19 protein-coding genes and 1 pseudogene are annotated in these 16,860 nt (G+C 38.3%); 12 read left to right on the plus strand and 8 right to left on the minus strand.

The features are described from left to right. Positions 1 to 86: 86 nt before the first annotated feature. Together AC0UA9_RS15920 and rpsU are read right to left on the minus strand one after the other, a co-directional pair. Positions 87 to 530: a GatB/YqeY domain-containing protein gene (locus AC0UA9_RS15920; protein ID WP_475661507.1), complete on the minus strand. Its 444-nt coding sequence runs from the start codon at positions 528 to 530 to the stop codon at positions 87 to 89. Between the two features lie 46 nt (positions 531 to 576). Next, a complete protein-coding gene (gene rpsU / locus AC0UA9_RS15925; protein WP_114326764.1) occupies positions 577 to 792 on the minus strand; it encodes a 30S ribosomal protein S21 in 216 nt (71 codons plus the stop codon). 269 nt (positions 793 to 1,061) lie between these two features. Here rpsU and tsaD point away from each other — a divergent pair, with 269 nt between their 5' ends. Continuing rightward, positions 1,062 to 2,123 (plus strand): tRNA (adenosine(37)-N6)-threonylcarbamoyltransferase complex transferase subunit TsaD, encoded by a 1,062-nt coding sequence (tsaD, locus tag AC0UA9_RS15930; RefSeq protein WP_475661509.1) that lies wholly within the window; start codon positions 1,062 to 1,064, stop codon positions 2,121 to 2,123. Between the two features lie 33 nt (positions 2,124 to 2,156). On the opposite strand, the gene plsY is transcribed toward tsaD, so the two are convergent. Beyond that, entirely contained in the window at positions 2,157 to 2,750 is a 594-nt protein-coding gene (plsY, locus tag AC0UA9_RS15935) for a glycerol-3-phosphate 1-O-acyltransferase PlsY (RefSeq protein ID WP_475661543.1), read from the minus strand. 123 nt (positions 2,751 to 2,873) lie between these two features. Between plsY and folB the strand changes: the two genes are divergently transcribed. The 4 genes from folB (at position 2,874) to AC0UA9_RS15955 (ending at position 5,529) form a co-directional block, all read left to right on the plus strand. Beyond that, positions 2,874 to 3,254, plus strand: coding sequence for a dihydroneopterin aldolase (gene folB / locus AC0UA9_RS15940; protein ID WP_475661511.1), 381 nt, complete (start codon positions 2,874 to 2,876; stop codon positions 3,252 to 3,254). A gap of 4 nt (positions 3,255 to 3,258) precedes the next feature. Then, positions 3,259 to 3,756 carry a 2-amino-4-hydroxy-6-hydroxymethyldihydropteridine diphosphokinase gene (gene folK, locus AC0UA9_RS15945; RefSeq protein ID WP_475661512.1) on the plus strand — a complete coding sequence of 166 codons (498 nt, stop codon included), beginning with the start codon at positions 3,259 to 3,261 and terminating at the stop codon, positions 3,754 to 3,756. A 30-nt stretch (positions 3,757 to 3,786) separates the two neighbouring features. Next, positions 3,787 to 4,620: an undecaprenyl-diphosphate phosphatase gene (locus AC0UA9_RS15950; protein WP_475661515.1), complete on the plus strand. Its 834-nt coding sequence runs from the start codon at positions 3,787 to 3,789 to the stop codon at positions 4,618 to 4,620. Between the two features lie 66 nt (positions 4,621 to 4,686). Further along, the gene (locus AC0UA9_RS15955) at positions 4,687 to 5,529 is read left to right on the plus strand and encodes a tetratricopeptide repeat protein (protein WP_475661516.1); all 843 of its coding nucleotides are present in this window, start codon (positions 4,687 to 4,689) and stop codon (positions 5,527 to 5,529) included. A 77-nt stretch (positions 5,530 to 5,606) separates the two neighbouring features. Here the strand turns inward: AC0UA9_RS15955 and zapE are convergent, their stop codons facing one another. After that, complete coding sequence (zapE, locus tag AC0UA9_RS15960) at positions 5,607 to 6,722, minus strand: cell division protein ZapE (protein WP_475661518.1); 1,116 nt, start codon at positions 6,720 to 6,722, stop codon at positions 5,607 to 5,609. Between the two features lie 219 nt (positions 6,723 to 6,941). Here zapE and AC0UA9_RS15965 point away from each other — a divergent pair, with 219 nt between their 5' ends. The 3 genes from AC0UA9_RS15965 to AC0UA9_RS15975 all read left to right on the plus strand — a co-directional run bounded on the left by AC0UA9_RS15965 (position 6,942) and on the right by AC0UA9_RS15975 (position 10,149). Continuing rightward, complete coding sequence (locus AC0UA9_RS15965) at positions 6,942 to 7,400, plus strand: Z-ring associated ZapG family protein (protein WP_475661521.1); 459 nt, start codon at positions 6,942 to 6,944, stop codon at positions 7,398 to 7,400. A 143-nt stretch (positions 7,401 to 7,543) separates the two neighbouring features. Continuing rightward, positions 7,544 to 8,914, plus strand: a complete 1,371-nt coding sequence (locus AC0UA9_RS15970; protein ID WP_475661525.1) for a DegQ family serine endoprotease — start codon at positions 7,544 to 7,546, stop codon at positions 8,912 to 8,914. Between the two features lie 176 nt (positions 8,915 to 9,090). Beyond that, positions 9,091 to 10,149: a trypsin-like peptidase domain-containing protein gene (locus tag AC0UA9_RS15975; protein WP_475661527.1), complete on the plus strand. Its 1,059-nt coding sequence runs from the start codon at positions 9,091 to 9,093 to the stop codon at positions 10,147 to 10,149. A 66-nt stretch (positions 10,150 to 10,215) separates the two neighbouring features. On the opposite strand, the gene AC0UA9_RS15980 is transcribed toward AC0UA9_RS15975, so the two are convergent. Then, positions 10,216 to 12,828, minus strand: a complete 2,613-nt coding sequence (locus tag AC0UA9_RS15980) for a bifunctional diguanylate cyclase/phosphodiesterase (RefSeq protein ID WP_475661530.1) — start codon at positions 12,826 to 12,828, stop codon at positions 10,216 to 10,218. Positions 12,829 to 12,956: 128 nt separating this feature from the next. Then, positions 12,957 to 13,262 carry a hypothetical protein gene (locus AC0UA9_RS15985; protein ID WP_475661532.1) on the minus strand — a complete coding sequence of 102 codons (306 nt, stop codon included), beginning with the start codon at positions 13,260 to 13,262 and terminating at the stop codon, positions 12,957 to 12,959. A gap of 152 nt (positions 13,263 to 13,414) precedes the next feature. On the opposite strand from AC0UA9_RS15985, the gene AC0UA9_RS15990 reads away from it, so the two are divergent. After that, positions 13,415 to 14,254, plus strand: coding sequence for a 2OG-Fe(II) oxygenase family protein (locus AC0UA9_RS15990; protein ID WP_475661534.1), 840 nt, complete (start codon positions 13,415 to 13,417; stop codon positions 14,252 to 14,254). 50 nt (positions 14,255 to 14,304) lie between these two features. Here the strand turns inward: AC0UA9_RS15990 and AC0UA9_RS15995 are convergent, their stop codons facing one another. After that, positions 14,305 to 15,009, minus strand: coding sequence for a pseudouridine synthase (locus AC0UA9_RS15995; protein ID WP_475661536.1), 705 nt, complete (start codon positions 15,007 to 15,009; stop codon positions 14,305 to 14,307). 15 nt (positions 15,010 to 15,024) lie between these two features. Beyond that, positions 15,025 to 15,444, minus strand: coding sequence for a hypothetical protein (locus AC0UA9_RS16000; RefSeq protein WP_475661538.1), 420 nt, complete (start codon positions 15,442 to 15,444; stop codon positions 15,025 to 15,027). Positions 15,445 to 15,664: 220 nt separating this feature from the next. Here AC0UA9_RS16000 and AC0UA9_RS16005 point away from each other — a divergent pair, with 220 nt between their 5' ends. The 3 genes and pseudogenes from AC0UA9_RS16005 to AC0UA9_RS16015 all read left to right on the plus strand — a co-directional run. After that, entirely contained in the window at positions 15,665 to 15,958 is a 294-nt protein-coding gene (locus AC0UA9_RS16005) for a TFIIB-type zinc ribbon-containing protein (RefSeq protein ID WP_475661540.1), read from the plus strand. Positions 15,959 to 16,083: 125 nt separating this feature from the next. Beyond that, positions 16,084 to 16,287, plus strand: a complete 204-nt coding sequence (locus tag AC0UA9_RS16010; RefSeq protein ID WP_475661542.1) for a cytoplasmic protein — start codon at positions 16,084 to 16,086, stop codon at positions 16,285 to 16,287. A gap of 171 nt (positions 16,288 to 16,458) precedes the next feature. Next, positions 16,459 to 16,674 (plus strand): annotated as a pseudogene (locus AC0UA9_RS16015) (transposase); the annotation flags it as partial. Positions 16,675 to 16,860 lie beyond the last annotated feature (186 nt).

A 16,860-nucleotide genomic window follows, 5' to 3' on the forward strand; every position in this document is an offset into this window, starting at 1 on the left:
AAACAAAAAACCGTAACAATTTTCATCATTACGGTTTTATTCAAACGTTTACCTTTATTGTTTTCGCTCTTTAACGCTAAGCCAAACTAGTTTAAGGCAGATTTTATTTGGCCACTCACTGTGCCCATATCTGCCCTACCCTGCATTAAAGGTTTTAACACCGCCATTACTTTTCCCATGTCTGCCATTGAGGCAGCGCCGGTATCAGCAATTGCTTTATTGATTAAATCGTTAATCTCTGCACTGGTTAGCGCTTGCGGAAGAAAGAACTCTAATACTTTCACTTCTTCAGCTTCTTTAGCGGCTAACTCAGCACGACCACCGTCAGTAAACATTTTAATCGACTCTTTACGTTGTTTCACCATTTTAGTCAAAACGGCTATCACGTTGTCGTCTGTTGCTTCACTGTTGTGCTCAATTTCAGCAAGTTTAACTGCAGAAATCGCCATACGAATAACCCCAAGACGTAACTTATCTTTGGCCCGCATGGCATTTTTCATTTCATCTTTGAGTTGCATTAGAAGTGACATCTAATCTTCTCCAAAGCTTACTAAGGGCATTCTTAACAAAGAATGTTTAGTACATGCGAACGTGGCGTGCGTTCTCACGAGAAACTTTTTTAGCGGCACGTTTAACAGCGGCTGCTTTTTTACGTTTACGTTCCCAAGTTGGCTTTTCATAACATTCGCGACGACGAACTTCTGAAAGGATTCCTGCTTTTTCACATGAACGTTTAAAACGACGTAGTGCTACGTCAAATGGTTCGTTTTCTCTAACTTTAATTACTGGCATGTACTATTTTACCTTAGTATTATATCTATATAAATCGGTGTTTAACTTCGACTTCCCATTGTTTTTTACGTTTAACATTTTTATATTAAACGGTGTTATTAAAAAACTAAAAATCTTGTTTACACCCGCTCTATTAAAAATGGGTGACATATTCTACTGCTAAGTACATAGCAATGTAAAGATTAATCTAATAGCTATGTTAAATATACTGGCGAAATAGCACCAGTAAAGGTAAAATTGCTTCTTTTTGGTAAGTAGAACACAATTTTATGCGAATTTTAGGTATTGAAACGTCTTGCGACGAAACAGGTATTGCTATTTACGACGATGGTCAAGGCGATCGCCCTGCAGGCATATTAGCACATCAGCTGTATAGTCAAATTGCCGTGCATGCAGATTACGGTGGCGTTGTACCTGAGCTAGCCTCTAGAGACCATGTTCGCAAAACTATCCCTTTAATAAAAGCGGCATTAAAAGAAGCTAACCTAACCCCTGCAGACTTAGACGGTGTTGCATATACTGCTGGCCCAGGGTTAGTCGGTGCACTCTTGGTTGGCTGCTCTATAGGCAGAAGTTTAGCTTACGGCTGGAATTTACCTGCTGTGCCTGTCCATCATATGGAGGGGCACTTGTTGGCGCCAATGCTAGAAGATAATGTACCTGAGTTTCCTTTTGTGGCATTACTTGTTTCTGGTGGCCATACCATGTTAGTGCGTGTTGACGGCATTGGGCAGTATAAATTATTAGGCGAGTCTGTTGATGACGCAGCCGGTGAAGCTTTTGATAAAACAGCAAAACTTTTAGGGTTAGACTACCCCGGTGGTCCGGCTTTATCAAAAATGGCTGAGTCAGGTGTCGCTGGCCGCTTTAAATTACCCCGTCCAATGACAGATAGACCCGGTTTAGACTTTAGCTTTAGTGGTTTAAAAACAGCCGCTGGCACTTTAGTAAGACAAGAATGCTTTTGTCCAAAGGGAAAAAGCCTAGCCAGCGATGAACTAAAACAAACCCACGCCGACATAGCTAATGCTTTTCAACAAGCGGTGGTAGATACGTTAGCAATAAAGTGCAAACGTGCGCTGCAACAAGAAAGCTTAAGTCGTTTAGTTATTGCTGGTGGCGTTAGCGCAAATACTTCACTAAGAGATAAGCTAGCCATTACTACAAAAAAACTTGGCGGGAGTGTTTTTTACCCTAGACCTGAGTTTTGTACTGACAATGGCGCGATGATCGCTTACGCAGGTTTGCAGCGATTAAAAGCAGGAGCCCATGCAGACCTAACTTTTAAAGCTAACCCGCGTTGGTCGTTAGACAGTTTACCTGCGGTGTAATACCAACCTTCAAATATTGCCTGCCTCAACCGGCTAATTTATTTTAGTGGATATTTTACTCTCCACCCCTGTGAGTAAGCGTGTTATATTGTCTTTATGACGCAATATAATTAACGCGCTCAGCATTATTGTAGGGTATACGTAAAGTGGTTTGAGCAAAAAAACATAAAGTGGCGCTAAAGAGACAGTAACAATAGCAGCTAAACTTGAGTACTTGGTAAGTTTTGCCACGACAATCCAAGTCATGATCAGTAAAGCGCCCAAACCTAAACCAATGGGCAGTAAAGTCCCTAAAGCAGTCGCGACCGCTTTCCCGCCTTGAAAATTAAAAAACATTGGGTACATGTGCCCTAAACAAGCAGCTACTCCAACAAAGCCTAAATATAGCGGCTCTATTTGTAAAAAGTAAGCCCCCCAAACTGGTACAGTACCTTTTAAAACATCAAGAAATAACACCGTAAATGCTGTTAATTTATTACTGATCCTTAAAACATTGGTTGCCCCTGGGTTATTAGAGCCTGTGGTGCGAGGATCAGGTAACCCCAGTATTTTACACACTAAAATAGCACTCGAAATTGAGCCTAGCAAATAAGCAACGGCGATCATGGCAAGGGTTAAAAGCAGCATAATAATAAGAATCATCACAAATATAACAACTTTCTTTATTCTAGCTTGTTATCTGCTAGTTTTTCTACACTTGCACAGGTAAACTCACTTTTTATTTTGTAATTATTATTGAGTGGGGAATAAATGGATAAGGTTTTTATCAAAGGTTTGACAATTCAAACCACCATTGGTTTTTTTCAATGGGAGAAGGAAATAAAACAAACCTTAGTGATTGACCTCGATATGGCTTGGGATACAGCCAAAGCAGCGATAAACGATGAGCTAGCAAAAACCTTAGACTATGCTGAAATTTCAACGGCGATTGAAACCTTCGCTAATGCCAATCCTGTTGATTTATTAGAGACCTTAGCCGAACGTATGGCAGATTATTTAATATCACATTATCATATTCCGTGGCTGCGCTTAACTATTGGCAAACCGGGTGCGGTACATAATGCAGCGACTGTTGGTGTTGAAATTGAACGTGGCCAACTTACACACAACAAACCTTATATTGAAAAATAAAGTAATGGCTAATATTTATATTTCATTAGGCAGTAATATTAACCGCCAATATCATGTTCAACAGGGGCTAAAGGCACTCGCTAGAACCTTTGCTATACCTTTTGAACACTTAGCTTTATCATCGTTATTTGAAAGTGAAGCTGTAGGCTTTAGTGGTAAGGCTTTTTATAATATGGTTATTGGCATTCAAACCCAAGATGATGTTACAGAGGTGACAAACAAGCTACGAAAAATTGAGATTGACTATGGCCGCCCTCTTGACGCGAAAAAGTTTAGCCCTCGAACATTAGACCTCGACTTATTGCTATACGATAACCTGATCATTGACACGCCAGCGCAACTCCCCAGAGAAGAAATAAATAAAAATGCTTTTGTGCTTTGGCCATTAAGCGAGGTAGCTCCTAAGCTAGTACACCCAATATACCAACTAGATTATCAAACACTGTGGCAAAACTATGAAAAGACAAGCCAGCACCTTAAAAGAATTAATAATTGTTGGTAACTATTTCCCTAAAAGGTAAGAATGAAAATTATGAGCACGTTAGAAATTATTATTTTAGCTTTATTACAAGGGTTAACAGAGTTTTTACCCATTTCAAGTTCCGCACATTTGATATTGCCTTCACAAATTTTAGGCTGGCAAGACCAAGGTTTAGCTTTTGATGTTGCGGTACATGTAGGCTCACTTTTAGCGGTAATGTTCTACTTTCGCAAAACCTTAGGTGCCATGTCGGTCGCTTGGCTTGGCAGTATGAATATTGGCCCTGAAAAGCACAATACTGACACGCAACTAAAGTTTGAGGGTAAATTAGCTTGGTGGATTCTATTGGCTACTATACCTGCAGGCTTATTCGGCTTACTCGGTAAAGACTTTATAGAAGAACACTTTCGCTCTGCCCTTGTCATTGCTGTTACGACACTTTTGTTTGGTTTTTTATTAGGCTTTGCCGACATAAAAGCCGGCCATCGTAAAACTCATAAAACATTTGAAAAGCTGGGGCTTAAAGGCGCAATGCTGATTGGTTTAGCACAAGCTGTTGCTTTAATACCGGGCACTTCTCGCTCTGGCATCACTATGACCATTGGCTTAATGCTTGGGTTATCTAGAGAAAATGCTGCCCGCTTTTCATTTTTGCTGTCTATTCCTGCTATCGCAATGGCCGGCAGCTATTTAACACTAAAATTAGTTTTATCAACGGAAGGGGTTGATTGGCAAGCAATCGCACTGGGTAGCTTCTTGGCTTTTATTAGCGCTTATGCTTGTATCCATTATTTTCTTATAATATTAAATAAACTCGGCATGATGCCTTTTGTTGTTTACCGTTTAATTTTAGGCTTTGCCCTATTATGGTTTTTATTAGGTTAACAGCACTTGGCTTTACACATTATTTCAAAAAAATTACACACCACAGCATACAGAGTGAACTAAAATATGACTGCAACCACCTTAGATAATTTTCAACAAGTAGTAATAGATGAGTCAAAAAGCAAATTAGTTTTAGTTGCTTTTTGGGCGCAACAAATACCCGAGAGTATTGCATTAAGAGATAAATTAGCAGCAAAGATCGCTCCATACACTCAACAAATGGTGATGGCAACAGTAGACTGTGAGACACAACACCCAATCGCACAACAATTTGGTATTCAAGGGTTACCTACGGCTGTTTTAGTGAAAGATGGTCAACCTATTGATGGCGTTTCTGGCCCGCAAACTGACGAGACTATTGCAACGTTTTTAGATAAGCACTTACCAAAACCAGAAGACTTGCTACTGGCACAAGCTCAGACCGCGTTAAGTGAAAAAAACTATACCGACGCGTACAGTGCAATTACACAAGCACACCAGCTAGATGAGCAACGCGCAGACATAAAGTTCATCTTAATCGACCTTTTTACCCAAACCGGTAAAATAGTTGAAGCGCAAGCCTTACTTGATAGTATAAAAATGGTAGATCAAAACAGCGACTACCATGCGTTAGTCGCTAAGTTAGAATTGGCAAACCAAGCCGCAAACTCACCCGAAATTCAAACACTAGAAGCTGAATTTAACAACGACCCAAACAATATTGATATTCAACACCAACTCGCCAGCCAATATAGCCAAGTAAACCGCTATGAAGATGCATTAAAAATTTTATTTCGGTTAGTACAAATGAATGATAAACAGACACAAGATAAAAGCAAAGAGTTGCTTTTAGATGTTTTAAAGTCAATGCCTAAAGGCGACCCTTTAGCGAATCAATATCGCCGTAAGCTTTACACCCTAATGTATTAACAAGCTTTACTATAGAGAGCGCCGAGGGAATAAAGCCTAAGCCACAAAAGTACTGAGTATTTTTGTGGCGCCTTAACTTAAGGTAAGTGCTCACTCGCAAGGTAGTCATGTGACTGCATCTCTTGCAAGCGGCTTAAGCAGCGTTTAAATTCGAAGGCTAAATTACCGCCGGTATAAAGCTGCTCTAGCGCAACCTCTGCCGAGATGATAAGTTTTACATTACGCTCATAAAACTCATCTACCAAGGCAATAAAGCGTCGAGTGCTATCATCACTTTCATGACCCATTTGTTTCACATTCGCCATTAAAACCGTATGATACAGCTGACTAATAGCCATGTAGTCTCCTTGGCTGCGCGCACTTTCACACAATACTGAAAAATCAAAATAAACTACACCGTCTGACACAAGTATGGTGGCTAACTGCCGGTTATTGATTTCAATACTTATACCGCTTTGGCCAGGCTCAGAAGAGAGTTGCTTAAAGTAATAACGTAAGTTTTCTTCTGCTTTTTGATCCAGTGGGTAATGATAAATTTCAGCCTGCTTTAAAGTCCGTAACCGGTAATCAACACCACTATCAACATTAACAATTTCTGTGTGTTCATTGATCAACCGAATTGCAGGTAAAAAACGCTCTCGTTGCAAACCGTTACGATAAAGTTCATCTGGCACAATATTCGACGTAGCCACTAGAATCACATTGTGCGCAAATAACTCTTCAAACAAAGCGCCTAAAATCATGGCATCAGTAATATCTGACACAAAGAACTCGTCAAAACAAATAATACGCGTTTCTTTCGCAAATTTTTTAGCAATAATTTTTAATGGATCCGACTGCCCAGTTAACGCTTTGAGCTCTTGGTGGACACGGTGCATAAAACGATGAAAATGTACGCGCATTTTATTTTCAAATGGTAAGCAGTCATAAAAAGTGTCAACTAAATAGGTTTTCCCTCTGCCAACACCTCCCCAAAAGTACAAGCCTTTAATCGGCTTTACTTCTTGCTTTTTATAGACTTTCTTCCACCGGTTTAACACCCGTTTAAAACCAGAAACCTCGACCGGTTTGGCTTGTAAATCTTCGTAGAGCCTTTGTAAATGCATTACCGCGTTTTCTTGGGCCGCATCAAAAAGAAAGTCGTCTTGTATTAAGTCTTGTTTGTATTTATCAATAGGAGAAAGTTTGATCATGCATGAACCATATTGGGCTTGTTTGTTGGTAGTTACTTGAAAAAGAAAAAATTAGCGATATATTGTAATGAAAAACTAAGTTAACACTACTAAAAATAATACTGGCATTATACTATATCAAGGTGATTAAATCCTAAACTTAGTCAACTGGCATTAATGTAAATTATAACCAAGTTATTTCATCACAAATTTTATTTCCAATACAGATAAGGTAATCCTATGACAGTCGTAAATGTATTAATTGTTTTTTTAGTTGGAGCAATTGTTGGTTTTTTTGTTAATCATTTTTTGTCTTCGACTAATAAAGAGCAACGTAAATTATCTGAACAAGTTAGTAAGAGCGAAGCCGCATTATTTCAATATAAACTCGATGTTGCTGATCACCTTGCCAGCTCTGCTAGCTTACTAGACAAGATGAACGAGACTTGTCAAAGTGCCATGAAACAAATGAAAGAAAGCACTGAGTTATTACAGCAAGCTACTACCAGTGATGCTGGTGGCATGCCTTACTTTTCACAAGAAACACAAGACCAGTTGGCGCAAACGGCAGCATTACGACAAGAAAAACCGAGCGCTGCGCAAAACTCATTAAATATAGAAGCACCTTTAGATTACTCAGATGAGCCTAGTGGTTTATTTGTTGACCAAAAGCAACAAGACGCTTCCGCAACAAGTTAAATTTTAGGGAATTCTATACGCAACATGGTGTTACAAATGCCCAAAGGGCATTTGTGAACTAAATATATTTATTTCAGTCTATTTGGGGGTACATCAACTTATTTATAGTTGATTAAAATTAAGTTCTAGGAGATCTCGTCTATATGAAAAAATTATCTATCATTTCTCTATCTGCCGTGTTGAGCGCAGTATTACTTTCCAGCTCACTAATGCCACTAAATGCGCAAGCCTATTCTATTTGGCCTAGTAGTGTTGCTGATAAAACAATGCCAAGCCTTGCGCCTATGTTAGAAAAATCAACACCTGCTGTCGTCAGTATTGCCGTGAAAGGTACTCATGAAGTGCAACAGAATGTACCCAATATTTTTCGATTCTTTGGTAACCCAAATCAGCATCCTAACCGAGCACAACAGCGTCCTTTTCGGGGCTTAGGCTCTGGGGTTATTATTGATGCAAAAGAGGGTTATATTGTTACTAACAACCATGTAATTGAAAAAGCAGATGAGATTTTAATCACACTAAAAGATGGCCGACAATTCGAAGCTAAAAAAATAGGATCTGATGCTGATAGTGATATAGCCCTATTACAAGTTGATGCTGACAACCTTACTGAAATTAAAATAGCAGATTCTGATAAATTGCGCGTGGGTGATTTTGCTATCGCTATTGGTAGTCCTTTTGGTTTAGGCCAAACTGTTACCTCTGGTATTGTGAGTGCCTTGGGCCGTAGCGGTTTAAACATTGAAGACTATGAAGACTTTATCCAAACAGATGCCGCCATTAATAGTGGTAACTCTGGCGGTGCTTTGGTTAACTTACGTGGCGAGTTAATCGGTATCAATACTGCCATTTTAGGGCCAAATGGTGGCAATATTGGTATTGGCTTTGCCATTCCTAGCAACATGATGAGCAACTTAACCAAACAAATCATTGAGTTTGGTGAAGTACACCGAGGAGTATTAGGCGTTGCTGGTCGTAGTCTTACGAGTGAAATTGCCAAAGCAATGGAACTTGACACTAACCAAGGTGGCTTTATTGAGCAAGTCATGCCTGATTCTGCAGCTGATATTGCAGGCATAAAACCAGGTGATGTCATCACTAAAGTCAACGGTAAGTCAATCAAAACTTTTCACGAACTACGCGGTAAAATAGGCTCTATTGGCGCAGGCAAAAAAGTAGAGTTGACCATTATACGCAATGGTAAGGAAAAAGAACTAGAGGTAACATTAAAGCAGTCATCAACCAATAATATTGCCGCTGCCACCATTCACCGTATGTTTGAAGGCGCTAAATTAGAAAACAATAGTAATAATAACGGTGTGTTGGTAACTGATGTGAAAGAGAACTCGCCTGCAGCATTAGCTGGCTTACAATCAGGTGATTTAATCAGAGCAATCAACCGAACACGTATTAATAATGTTGCTGACTTGCGTAGCTACCTAAAAGATAAAAAAGGTGTCTTTGCTCTTAATATTATTCGTGATAATTACGCGCAATACTTAATGATAAGGTAATTATAATTACGCACAAAACACTCGATTAAAAGCATAAGGCCAGTGAAAACTGGCCTTATTCGTTAACTTATTATCTTTTATTTATTATTCGCCTAATATTTTATGTTAAACTCATTGTTATAATAAAAAAAGTTATTATCAAATCAAGCTGATAACGATAACTCTGGGCTGACCTTTTGAAATTAAAACCCATATTAAAATATATTTTAAACTCTATTAGTTATGGCGTATTGTTTGCCATTGTCTTGCTTCTTTTAAAGCCAAACTTAACTGAAAATTCAATGATAGAGCAAATATTTAATCGCGAAGATAAGGTATCAGTTCCACTTTCTTACGCTAAAGCTGTCAGTTTGGCTAGCCCTGCAGTTGTCAATATTTACTCTGAAGACATCATGTCTAGTGCTGGTTACGGTAGAGCAGCTAGAAAAACGACAACTTTAGGCTCGGGTGTCATTATGAATAGTAATGGTTACATCCTAACCAACCTACATGTTATTCAAAATGCTGATTTAATTCATGTTGTTTTGCAAAGTGGTCAACAATTTCCTGCCCAAATTATTGGTTTTGATCAAATAACCGATTTGGCTGTGTTAAAAGTGAATGCTAGTAATTTGCCTACCATTCCCCAAAAGCACGATCAAAAATCTCTAGCAGGCGACATTGTCCTGGCAATAGGCAACCCGTTAAACTTAGGACAAACAGTAACACAAGGTATTATTAGCGCTACTGGCCGAAGTGGCTTAAGTAACACGAGTTATTTAAATTTCCTGCAAATGGATGCCGCAATTAATGAAGGTAATTCAGGCGGTGCGTTAATTAACAGTAATGGCGTACTGGTAGGCATTAATTCAAGAAAGTTCACTCAGTCGAATCCTCAACTTAATATTCAAGGTATTTTCTTTGCAATACCCTATCAATTAGCCGCAAAAATAATGCACCAGATTATTGAAAATGGTCGTGTTGTACGAGGTTGGCTAGGGATTTCAGCAACTCAGTATTCGGCCGACGCCAAAGGGTTTGTTGTTGAAGAAGTAAACCCTAACGGCCCTGCGAAAAAAGCGGGTATAGAAGTAGGAGATGTTGTTTACCAAATAGGTGAACATCCTATTACAACGATTGTGCAAGCATTAGATATAGTCGCAGAAACCAGACCAAATACTGAATTACTTTTCAAGCTATATCGCCAAGGTAAAGCGATTGAAAAAAGTGTCACCATTGTTGAGCTCGGCAATTAATGTTTCTCAAACAAAGCCGTTAAAAAATACCTAAACCAAGCTGAGTTACACAGAGCACCTTAGCATTTAAACTTGCTTACTTTTAGAGCGATTAAGTGTTAATGCGTGCTTTATTATATATTGTTCGCTGTCTTGGGCAGGCATTGGCTTAGCGTAATAATAACCTTGGCCGAAGGCACAGTCCATTTCCTGTAATAGCTTATCATCTTCAAGGCTCTCTATGCCTTCACCGACCGTCGCCATACCCAGGTTGGTCGCTAAATCAATAATAGTTTTGATAATTGCTCTATTATTTTTATGTTCATTAACGTTGCTAATAAAAGAGCGATCTATTTTGAGAACATCAATAGGGAACTTGTGCAGGTAATTTAAACTAGAGTAACCAGTGCCAAAGTCATCTAATAATATTTTTACACCTAGCCTCTTAATCGCTTTCATATTTGAGAGCACAACATCGGTGTTTTCTAATAATGCGCGTTCTGTAAGTTCAACACGTAAGTTTTCTGGTTTTATGCCAGTTTCAATAAGCACACTCTCGATATCGTTTGGTAATGTTGTACTAAAAAACTGCTTACAAAACAGGTTACAGCTAATATACAGATCATGGCGGGATAATTTTTCTTGCCATATTTTAAGTTGCTGGCAAGATTTTTTTAATATTTGAAAATCAATCGCTTGTACTAAGTTAGTTTCTTCTGCTAAAGGAATGAATTCATCTGGAAACACAAAACCTCGCTTGCTACTTGGCCAGCGAGCCAAGGCTTCAAAACCTTGTATCTCTTGGGTTTTTAATTTCATTATGGGTTGAAAATAAGGAATAAATTCATCCCATTCAATGGCTTCTCTAATGTCTGACTCAAGTGATAAGGCATTTTGCACCCTTTGGTGCATACTCGCATCAAATACCTCATAGCACCCTTTACCATTGTCCTTTGCATGATACATCGCAGTATCGGCATCTCTTAACATGGTATCAGCACTATTGTAGCGCTTATCGCTAAATAAGATACCAATACTAGTGCCAGTAAATACTAACTGATTATCGATAACAAAAGGTTCTTTGAGAAGATCTGTGATGCGTTGCGCTATATCAAACGCTCTTTGCTCTGAGTCAAGGTCTTCAATTAAAATAACAAACTCATCGCCACCAAGCCGAGCCACCGTGTCTTTACTCCGGATTATTGACGACAGTTCATAAGCCAGCAGCTTTAGTAAAGTGTCGCCCGCTTGATGCCCTAAACTATCATTAACAACTTTGAAGCGGTCAAGATCTAAAAACAATATAGCAAAAGTCAGATTGTCTTTGCGTTTATGGCTCGCAATCGCATGATTCAATAGTTCAAGAAAAACAGCCCGATTAGGCAACCCCGTTAAACTGTCATGCGAGGCGGTATGTTTTAGTCTTTTTTCTGCTTTTTTACGATGAGCAATCTCTTCTTCTAAAGCCAAGGTTCGCAGCTTCACCTGCTCTTCTAACAGCTCTTGGTTTTGCCTCTCCATTTCTGATGCTTCTCGCCGTTTAATGGCTGAAGAAACATGATTAGAAACAAAATTTAATAGCTCCGCATCTTGTTGACTATATTCGGTGCGAGCGTTATAGCTTTGAATCACCATGACACCTAGTAATGTTCCAGCATAAGATAACGGAACCCCTAACCAAGAGTGTTCACCTGACGTAGGCTTTCGCGTCTCGCCTTTTTCATATAAGTCCTGCATGTCTTGCTTGGTTAATAACACTGTTTTTTGTTGGCGAATGACCAACTCAGAATGATGGTTCGATAGTTTTCTTGTTTCAAACTTGCACCGATTGCTGTCTAAACCTTCATCTACCACATATACATACTCAATTGTGTCACTTTCTTTATCGTACTTAGCAATAAAAAAGTTAGTTGCGTTAATTAATTGGCCAACAATATTGTGTACCTTTGAGTAAAAGACATTGATATCGAAACTGGCATCATTTGCTAGCTCTGAAATACGGTATAAAGATTCTTGTAACAACTCTGACTTTTCTCGTTCTCGAATCTGTGTCATTAACTCATGCGTACGAGCATGAACAGCACTCGTTAAACGTTCTTTATCTTGCAAACGAATCATAGCGCCAACCACATGTTGAGCAGCAAAAGTTAGCATTTTAAGGTCTTGTTCACTATAACGTATTTTTAGATCGTAGCTTTGTACCACCATAACGCCAATCACTAAGTCGTTATGTAATAAGGGAACGCCTAACCAATCCGTGCCTGCAGATCCATGTTGCATTATCTCGCCACTTTCTTGGAGTTTTTTATCTACAGTGGGGCTTATTAGTAATGGTTGTAATGATTCAATAACCATATGCGTAAATGAGCCTGACAAGTCGTCATAATCTATAACGCCATCAGGCTTTTGGTCTACTTCATCAACATGGTACACAAACTCTAAGGTAGAAAAGGTTTGATCGTATGTAACAATATAAAAGTTTTTGGCTGTCATTAATGAAGCGATAGTTTGATGAACTTTGGGATAAAAATGGTTTAAGTTTTCACACTCTTGCGCTAAACGGTTCAAATTAAACAAGGCGTTATAGCGCAACTGTAGATCTTGATGTTGCACTTTTAATGCCGACAACTCTTTAGCGACTGCTTTCGCCTCACTTTGCAGAATAATATCAGGTTGTTTTTTTGAACTCTTTTTAACCATAAGGACAACTTACCAACTTAACTACTTTTATTACTGAGTAATGTTATTTATTGATCACGCGTATCAAACAAGCATCATGGACTTTTATTAAAAATAAATCTACCTAAAGTAAAATAAAGCCTGCATGACTACTTATTACTCACTTCATTGGTTAAGTTTTTTTCTATTTCTTCAGCTTTATGTTTATTGCCGCAAATAGCTAACTGCTTTTCATCACGGTAATAGCGCACATCAATGCAGTCTTGTTGATATCTTCGCTCAAGCTCAGTACGAAACAAGGGCTGACCTTTTGCATTCACTATTTGACGTTGTAATGCTTGGCATTGTTGTATTTGCTCTGAAGCTAAAGTGATATCTTCACAGGTATCATCACTGCTAGCACAACCCGTTAACGCCAGCGCAAGTAAAAGAGTTGAAATAAAAGATAGGTTCATAATGTTAATCATTTAATTATAAAAATAAGGATGAATTTATTATATAGTAAAGCTTTGGTAATGGTTATTAGTAACTACTACTTATTGTTAAACTTGATGATAACTGATATCCAGTTACAATCAACTAACACTTTATCTTAATGAGAAACATAATGACACTTTCAGTTGTTGATTACACCGCCAAAGATGCCCCCAAACGGTTTGTTAAGAGCTTAAGAGAAACAGGTTTTGCTGTATTAAAAAACCACCCAATAAATCAATCGGTAGTAGAATCTATTTACCACAACTGGAAAGTTTTTTTTGATAGCACCGACAAATACAATTTTACCTTTGATCCCCAAAAGCAAGATGGCTACTTCTCTCCTAGCGTATCAGAAACAGCCAAAGGCCATACCAAAAAAGACATAAAAGAATATTTTCATGTATATCCTTGGGGACGTATACCTCCCCCCCTAAAGAACGAGATTCTCAACTATTATCAATTAGCATCAGACCTGGCTAGCGAACTGCTCGATTGGGTGGAAGATAACAGCCCAGATGAGGTAGCAAAACATTATACGCAATCCTTATCAAGTATGATTGAAAATACCCCCAACACGTTACTTCGTGTTCTCCATTACCCACCATTAACAGGTAATGAAGAAGTTGGGGCTATTAGGGCCGCAGCACATGAAGATATTAACCTATTAACCATTTTACCTGCAGCAAATGAAGCTGGCTTACAAGTACAAAGCAAAGCGAAAGTTTGGTTAGATGTACCCAGTGATTTTGGCAATCTTATTATCAATACCGGCGATATGTTACAAGAAGCCTCAGGTGGTTACTTTCCCTCAACCACCCATAGAGTTATTAACCCTGTTGGTAGCGCCAGCACAAAATCACGCATTTCGTTGCCACTGTTCTTACATCCGTGTAGTGAAGTCAAGTTATCTGATAAACACACTCAAGCCAGCTACTTACTAGAGCGCTTACGCGAACTTGGTGTTAAATAAACTGAGATTCAAAGGGCCACTACTTGAGGTAACGCAATTAAACAGCTGGGCTACAGTGATAAATTGATTAATTTGCTTTCTCCTACATGTAAACTGTTGTCTAATACATAGGGGCCAATAGCAGTTCGGTGTAATGCTACAACTGGGTTATTAAAACGACCAAACATTCGTTTAACCTGATGATAGCGTCCCTCTGTTAATATTACTTCTGCTTGATATTGAGAAAGTAAATTAAGCACCGCTGGTTGGGTGGTAATTTTTTCATAGGCAAAATACATTCCTGCTGAAAAAGCAGGTATATATGCTTGTGTTAATTTATTTTTTAACGTGACTATGTAATGTTTAGGGATTTTGTTTTTAGGGGAGGTTAATCGCTCTGACCAACGGCTATCATTGGTTAATAGTACTAAGCCTGAGGTATTAAGATCTAACCGCCCAACAATATGCAAACTTGCTCTTTCCTCAATAGATAATAAATCCGCTAACAAGTCTACCACTGTGATATGTTTATCATCTTTGGTGGCACAAATAACCCCTACAGGTTTATGCAGCATTATATACAAAGGTTGGTGCTGTTGAATTATTTTATCGTCCAGTGTAATAACAGAAAATTTATTAATAGGTAACGCAATATCAGTGGCAATAACACTATCCACAGTGACTCTTTTTTGCGCTAACAATAGCCGCACATTTTTTTTCTTAATTTGACAAAACTCACTGATGAAACGATCAAGGCGAGCACGGCTTATCGACATAGTTATATTAAAAGTTCAAATGGCAGTTAGTCCATGCACTTCTGCCAATAAGTTAAGTACTTTCTTAAGCTTAACATGGAGTAATTCTGCCAATAGTTTAGAGTATTGATTTACCATAGACAACTCTGTTTCAGTTAAGGCAACATAACAGATTATTTTTTGTTGGTGCTCACTGTTATCATAATAACTAAGTACATCATCACTATGGTATTTTATTGTCTGCTGCGATTTTTCTTTTTTATTGACAATAAACTCCTGAGACGTTACTAATAATAAGCTTATCTGCAAAATATTATCTTCATTAGCATACCAATTTGCTGTCATGGTTTGAAAATTAAACTGGGCCTCAAGTTTATTGCATACTGACGGAATTTTAGAAAACTGTTGTAGCAGCATGCTACAAATATCAATAGAAATAGGTAGTTCTTCTGTCATGTTTTAGACCCATATTAGTGTAAGTTACACAGCCAGTTGCGCCACTTAAGCTAAGCAATTAAAGAATACCAGTATTCTAACGCATAGCATATTTTTTAGAACATCTCATACCCATTATTCGTAATATTAAAATAGCAGACTATACTGAATATATTAAAACTTCTTGGTTTTGTAGCAAGAAGTTATTAAGGTGATTCAAGTAGGTATAAAGTTATAGTCAATGCAAGGCTACCAATTTAAAGTAGAGTATAAAATAATGTTATGTCCTCAATGTCAAAAACCTTTAATAGCCAAAACAATTCAATCTGAAGCTGTTACTGTTTGCCCTCAATGTCATGGGCTGTGGTTAAACAAAACAAGTCTAGATAAAATTATACAAGCAGAATGCTTTGTGGATCATAACTTACAAGGCGAAGCAGGATTAGACAGTACTGACGACACTATCGGCACTGAAAAGCAAGCTGAAAGAAAGTACCAGCACTTTTTGTCTGGACCTTTTGATAGTTTCGATTAAATATAAACCAGTAAAGTGACTCTGTTGCTATAATTACTTTAGATTAACATAAAGTTTTAGAAAGATTGACCGATAACCTAAACAAATAAATGTTATCAATAAATGAAGTTAGGAGATTTGTGTTCATGTCTATTAATATTAACAACGCCTCAAGCTTTGCTCCGGCAAATAACGGCAATGGTACAATTTTATCTGTCGCCATTAAAGCAAAAGAGATTGCGGAAGACCAAGGTAAAATGGCGCTACAATTAATTGAAAGTGCAGCACCAACAGCGAGTTCAAATAGTCCGGCTGGAAACATCGGACAGAACATCAATATTAAAGCTTAATATCAAATCTATTAAGGTATTTTTAATATTTTATCACCTATTCATATGTCAATGAGGCTTTCTATTCAGAGATACCTCACCAACGTATAATGCACGACATTCTAAATGCTAGCTTTTAAGGTGCGCATGCTAACGACATAATGTTTAACATTGCCCAATACCAATTAGTATAATTTAACGATCATTAAGCTCCCGCCTTATTCACCGGAGCTAAACCCAATTGAACAAGTTTGGCAGTGGTTAAGGCAAAATGAACTAGCGAACAGAAGTTTTAAAGGTTATGAAGATATTGTTGATGAATGCAGTCGAGCTTGGAATAGCTTTATATCTGATGTCTCCAGAGTGATAAAGTTATGCTCTAGAGACTGGATAGAAGTGGGCAGTTAATTAATGCAATTGGTATAACAGCAAAAAGCCCGTCACTTTCGTAACGGGCTCTTCGGGTGTACCTTGCGGTACGAATAGAAGTTTAGCAATGTCCTACTGACGTGCATGGATGCACTAATGCCGTGAGTGCAGGATGCACAGGAACGGTCTCACATAAAGAGAAGAACACCCACACGCTATCATCAT

The organism is Colwellia sp. F1 (genome assembly GCF_056238625.1).

What these genes read in the sequence shown, in the direction of transcription:
- AC0UA9_RS15920 (WP_475661507.1), bottom strand. Translation starts at nt 530, where the DNA reads ATGTCACTTCTAATGCAACTCAAAGATGAAATGAAAAATGCCATGCGG.
- rpsU (WP_114326764.1), bottom strand. Translation starts at nt 792, where the DNA reads ATGCCAGTAATTAAAGTTAGAGAAAACGAACCATTTGACGTAGCACTA.
- tsaD (WP_475661509.1), top strand. Translation starts at nt 1,062, where the DNA reads ATGCGAATTTTAGGTATTGAAACGTCTTGCGACGAAACAGGTATTGCT.
- plsY (WP_475661543.1), bottom strand. Translation starts at nt 2,750, where the DNA reads ATGCTGCTTTTAACCCTTGCCATGATCGCCGTTGCTTATTTGCTAGGC.
- folB (WP_475661511.1), top strand. Translation starts at nt 2,874, where the DNA reads ATGGATAAGGTTTTTATCAAAGGTTTGACAATTCAAACCACCATTGGT.
- folK (WP_475661512.1), top strand. Translation starts at nt 3,259, where the DNA reads ATGGCTAATATTTATATTTCATTAGGCAGTAATATTAACCGCCAATAT.
- AC0UA9_RS15950 (WP_475661515.1), top strand. Translation starts at nt 3,787, where the DNA reads ATGAGCACGTTAGAAATTATTATTTTAGCTTTATTACAAGGGTTAACA.
- AC0UA9_RS15955 (WP_475661516.1), top strand. Translation starts at nt 4,687, where the DNA reads ATGACTGCAACCACCTTAGATAATTTTCAACAAGTAGTAATAGATGAG.
- zapE (WP_475661518.1), bottom strand. Translation starts at nt 6,722, where the DNA reads ATGATCAAACTTTCTCCTATTGATAAATACAAACAAGACTTAATACAA.
- AC0UA9_RS15965 (WP_475661521.1), top strand. Translation starts at nt 6,942, where the DNA reads ATGACAGTCGTAAATGTATTAATTGTTTTTTTAGTTGGAGCAATTGTT.
- AC0UA9_RS15970 (WP_475661525.1), top strand. Translation starts at nt 7,544, where the DNA reads ATGAAAAAATTATCTATCATTTCTCTATCTGCCGTGTTGAGCGCAGTA.
- AC0UA9_RS15980 (WP_475661530.1), bottom strand. Translation starts at nt 12,828, where the DNA reads ATGGTTAAAAAGAGTTCAAAAAAACAACCTGATATTATTCTGCAAAGT.
- AC0UA9_RS15985 (WP_475661532.1), bottom strand. Translation starts at nt 13,262, where the DNA reads ATGAACCTATCTTTTATTTCAACTCTTTTACTTGCGCTGGCGTTAACG.
- AC0UA9_RS15990 (WP_475661534.1), top strand. Translation starts at nt 13,415, where the DNA reads ATGACACTTTCAGTTGTTGATTACACCGCCAAAGATGCCCCCAAACGG.
- AC0UA9_RS15995 (WP_475661536.1), bottom strand. Translation starts at nt 15,009, where the DNA reads ATGTCGATAAGCCGTGCTCGCCTTGATCGTTTCATCAGTGAGTTTTGT.
- AC0UA9_RS16000 (WP_475661538.1), bottom strand. Translation starts at nt 15,444, where the DNA reads ATGACAGAAGAACTACCTATTTCTATTGATATTTGTAGCATGCTGCTA.
- AC0UA9_RS16005 (WP_475661540.1), top strand. Translation starts at nt 15,665, where the DNA reads ATGCAAGGCTACCAATTTAAAGTAGAGTATAAAATAATGTTATGTCCT.
- AC0UA9_RS16010 (WP_475661542.1), top strand. Translation starts at nt 16,084, where the DNA reads ATGTCTATTAATATTAACAACGCCTCAAGCTTTGCTCCGGCAAATAAC.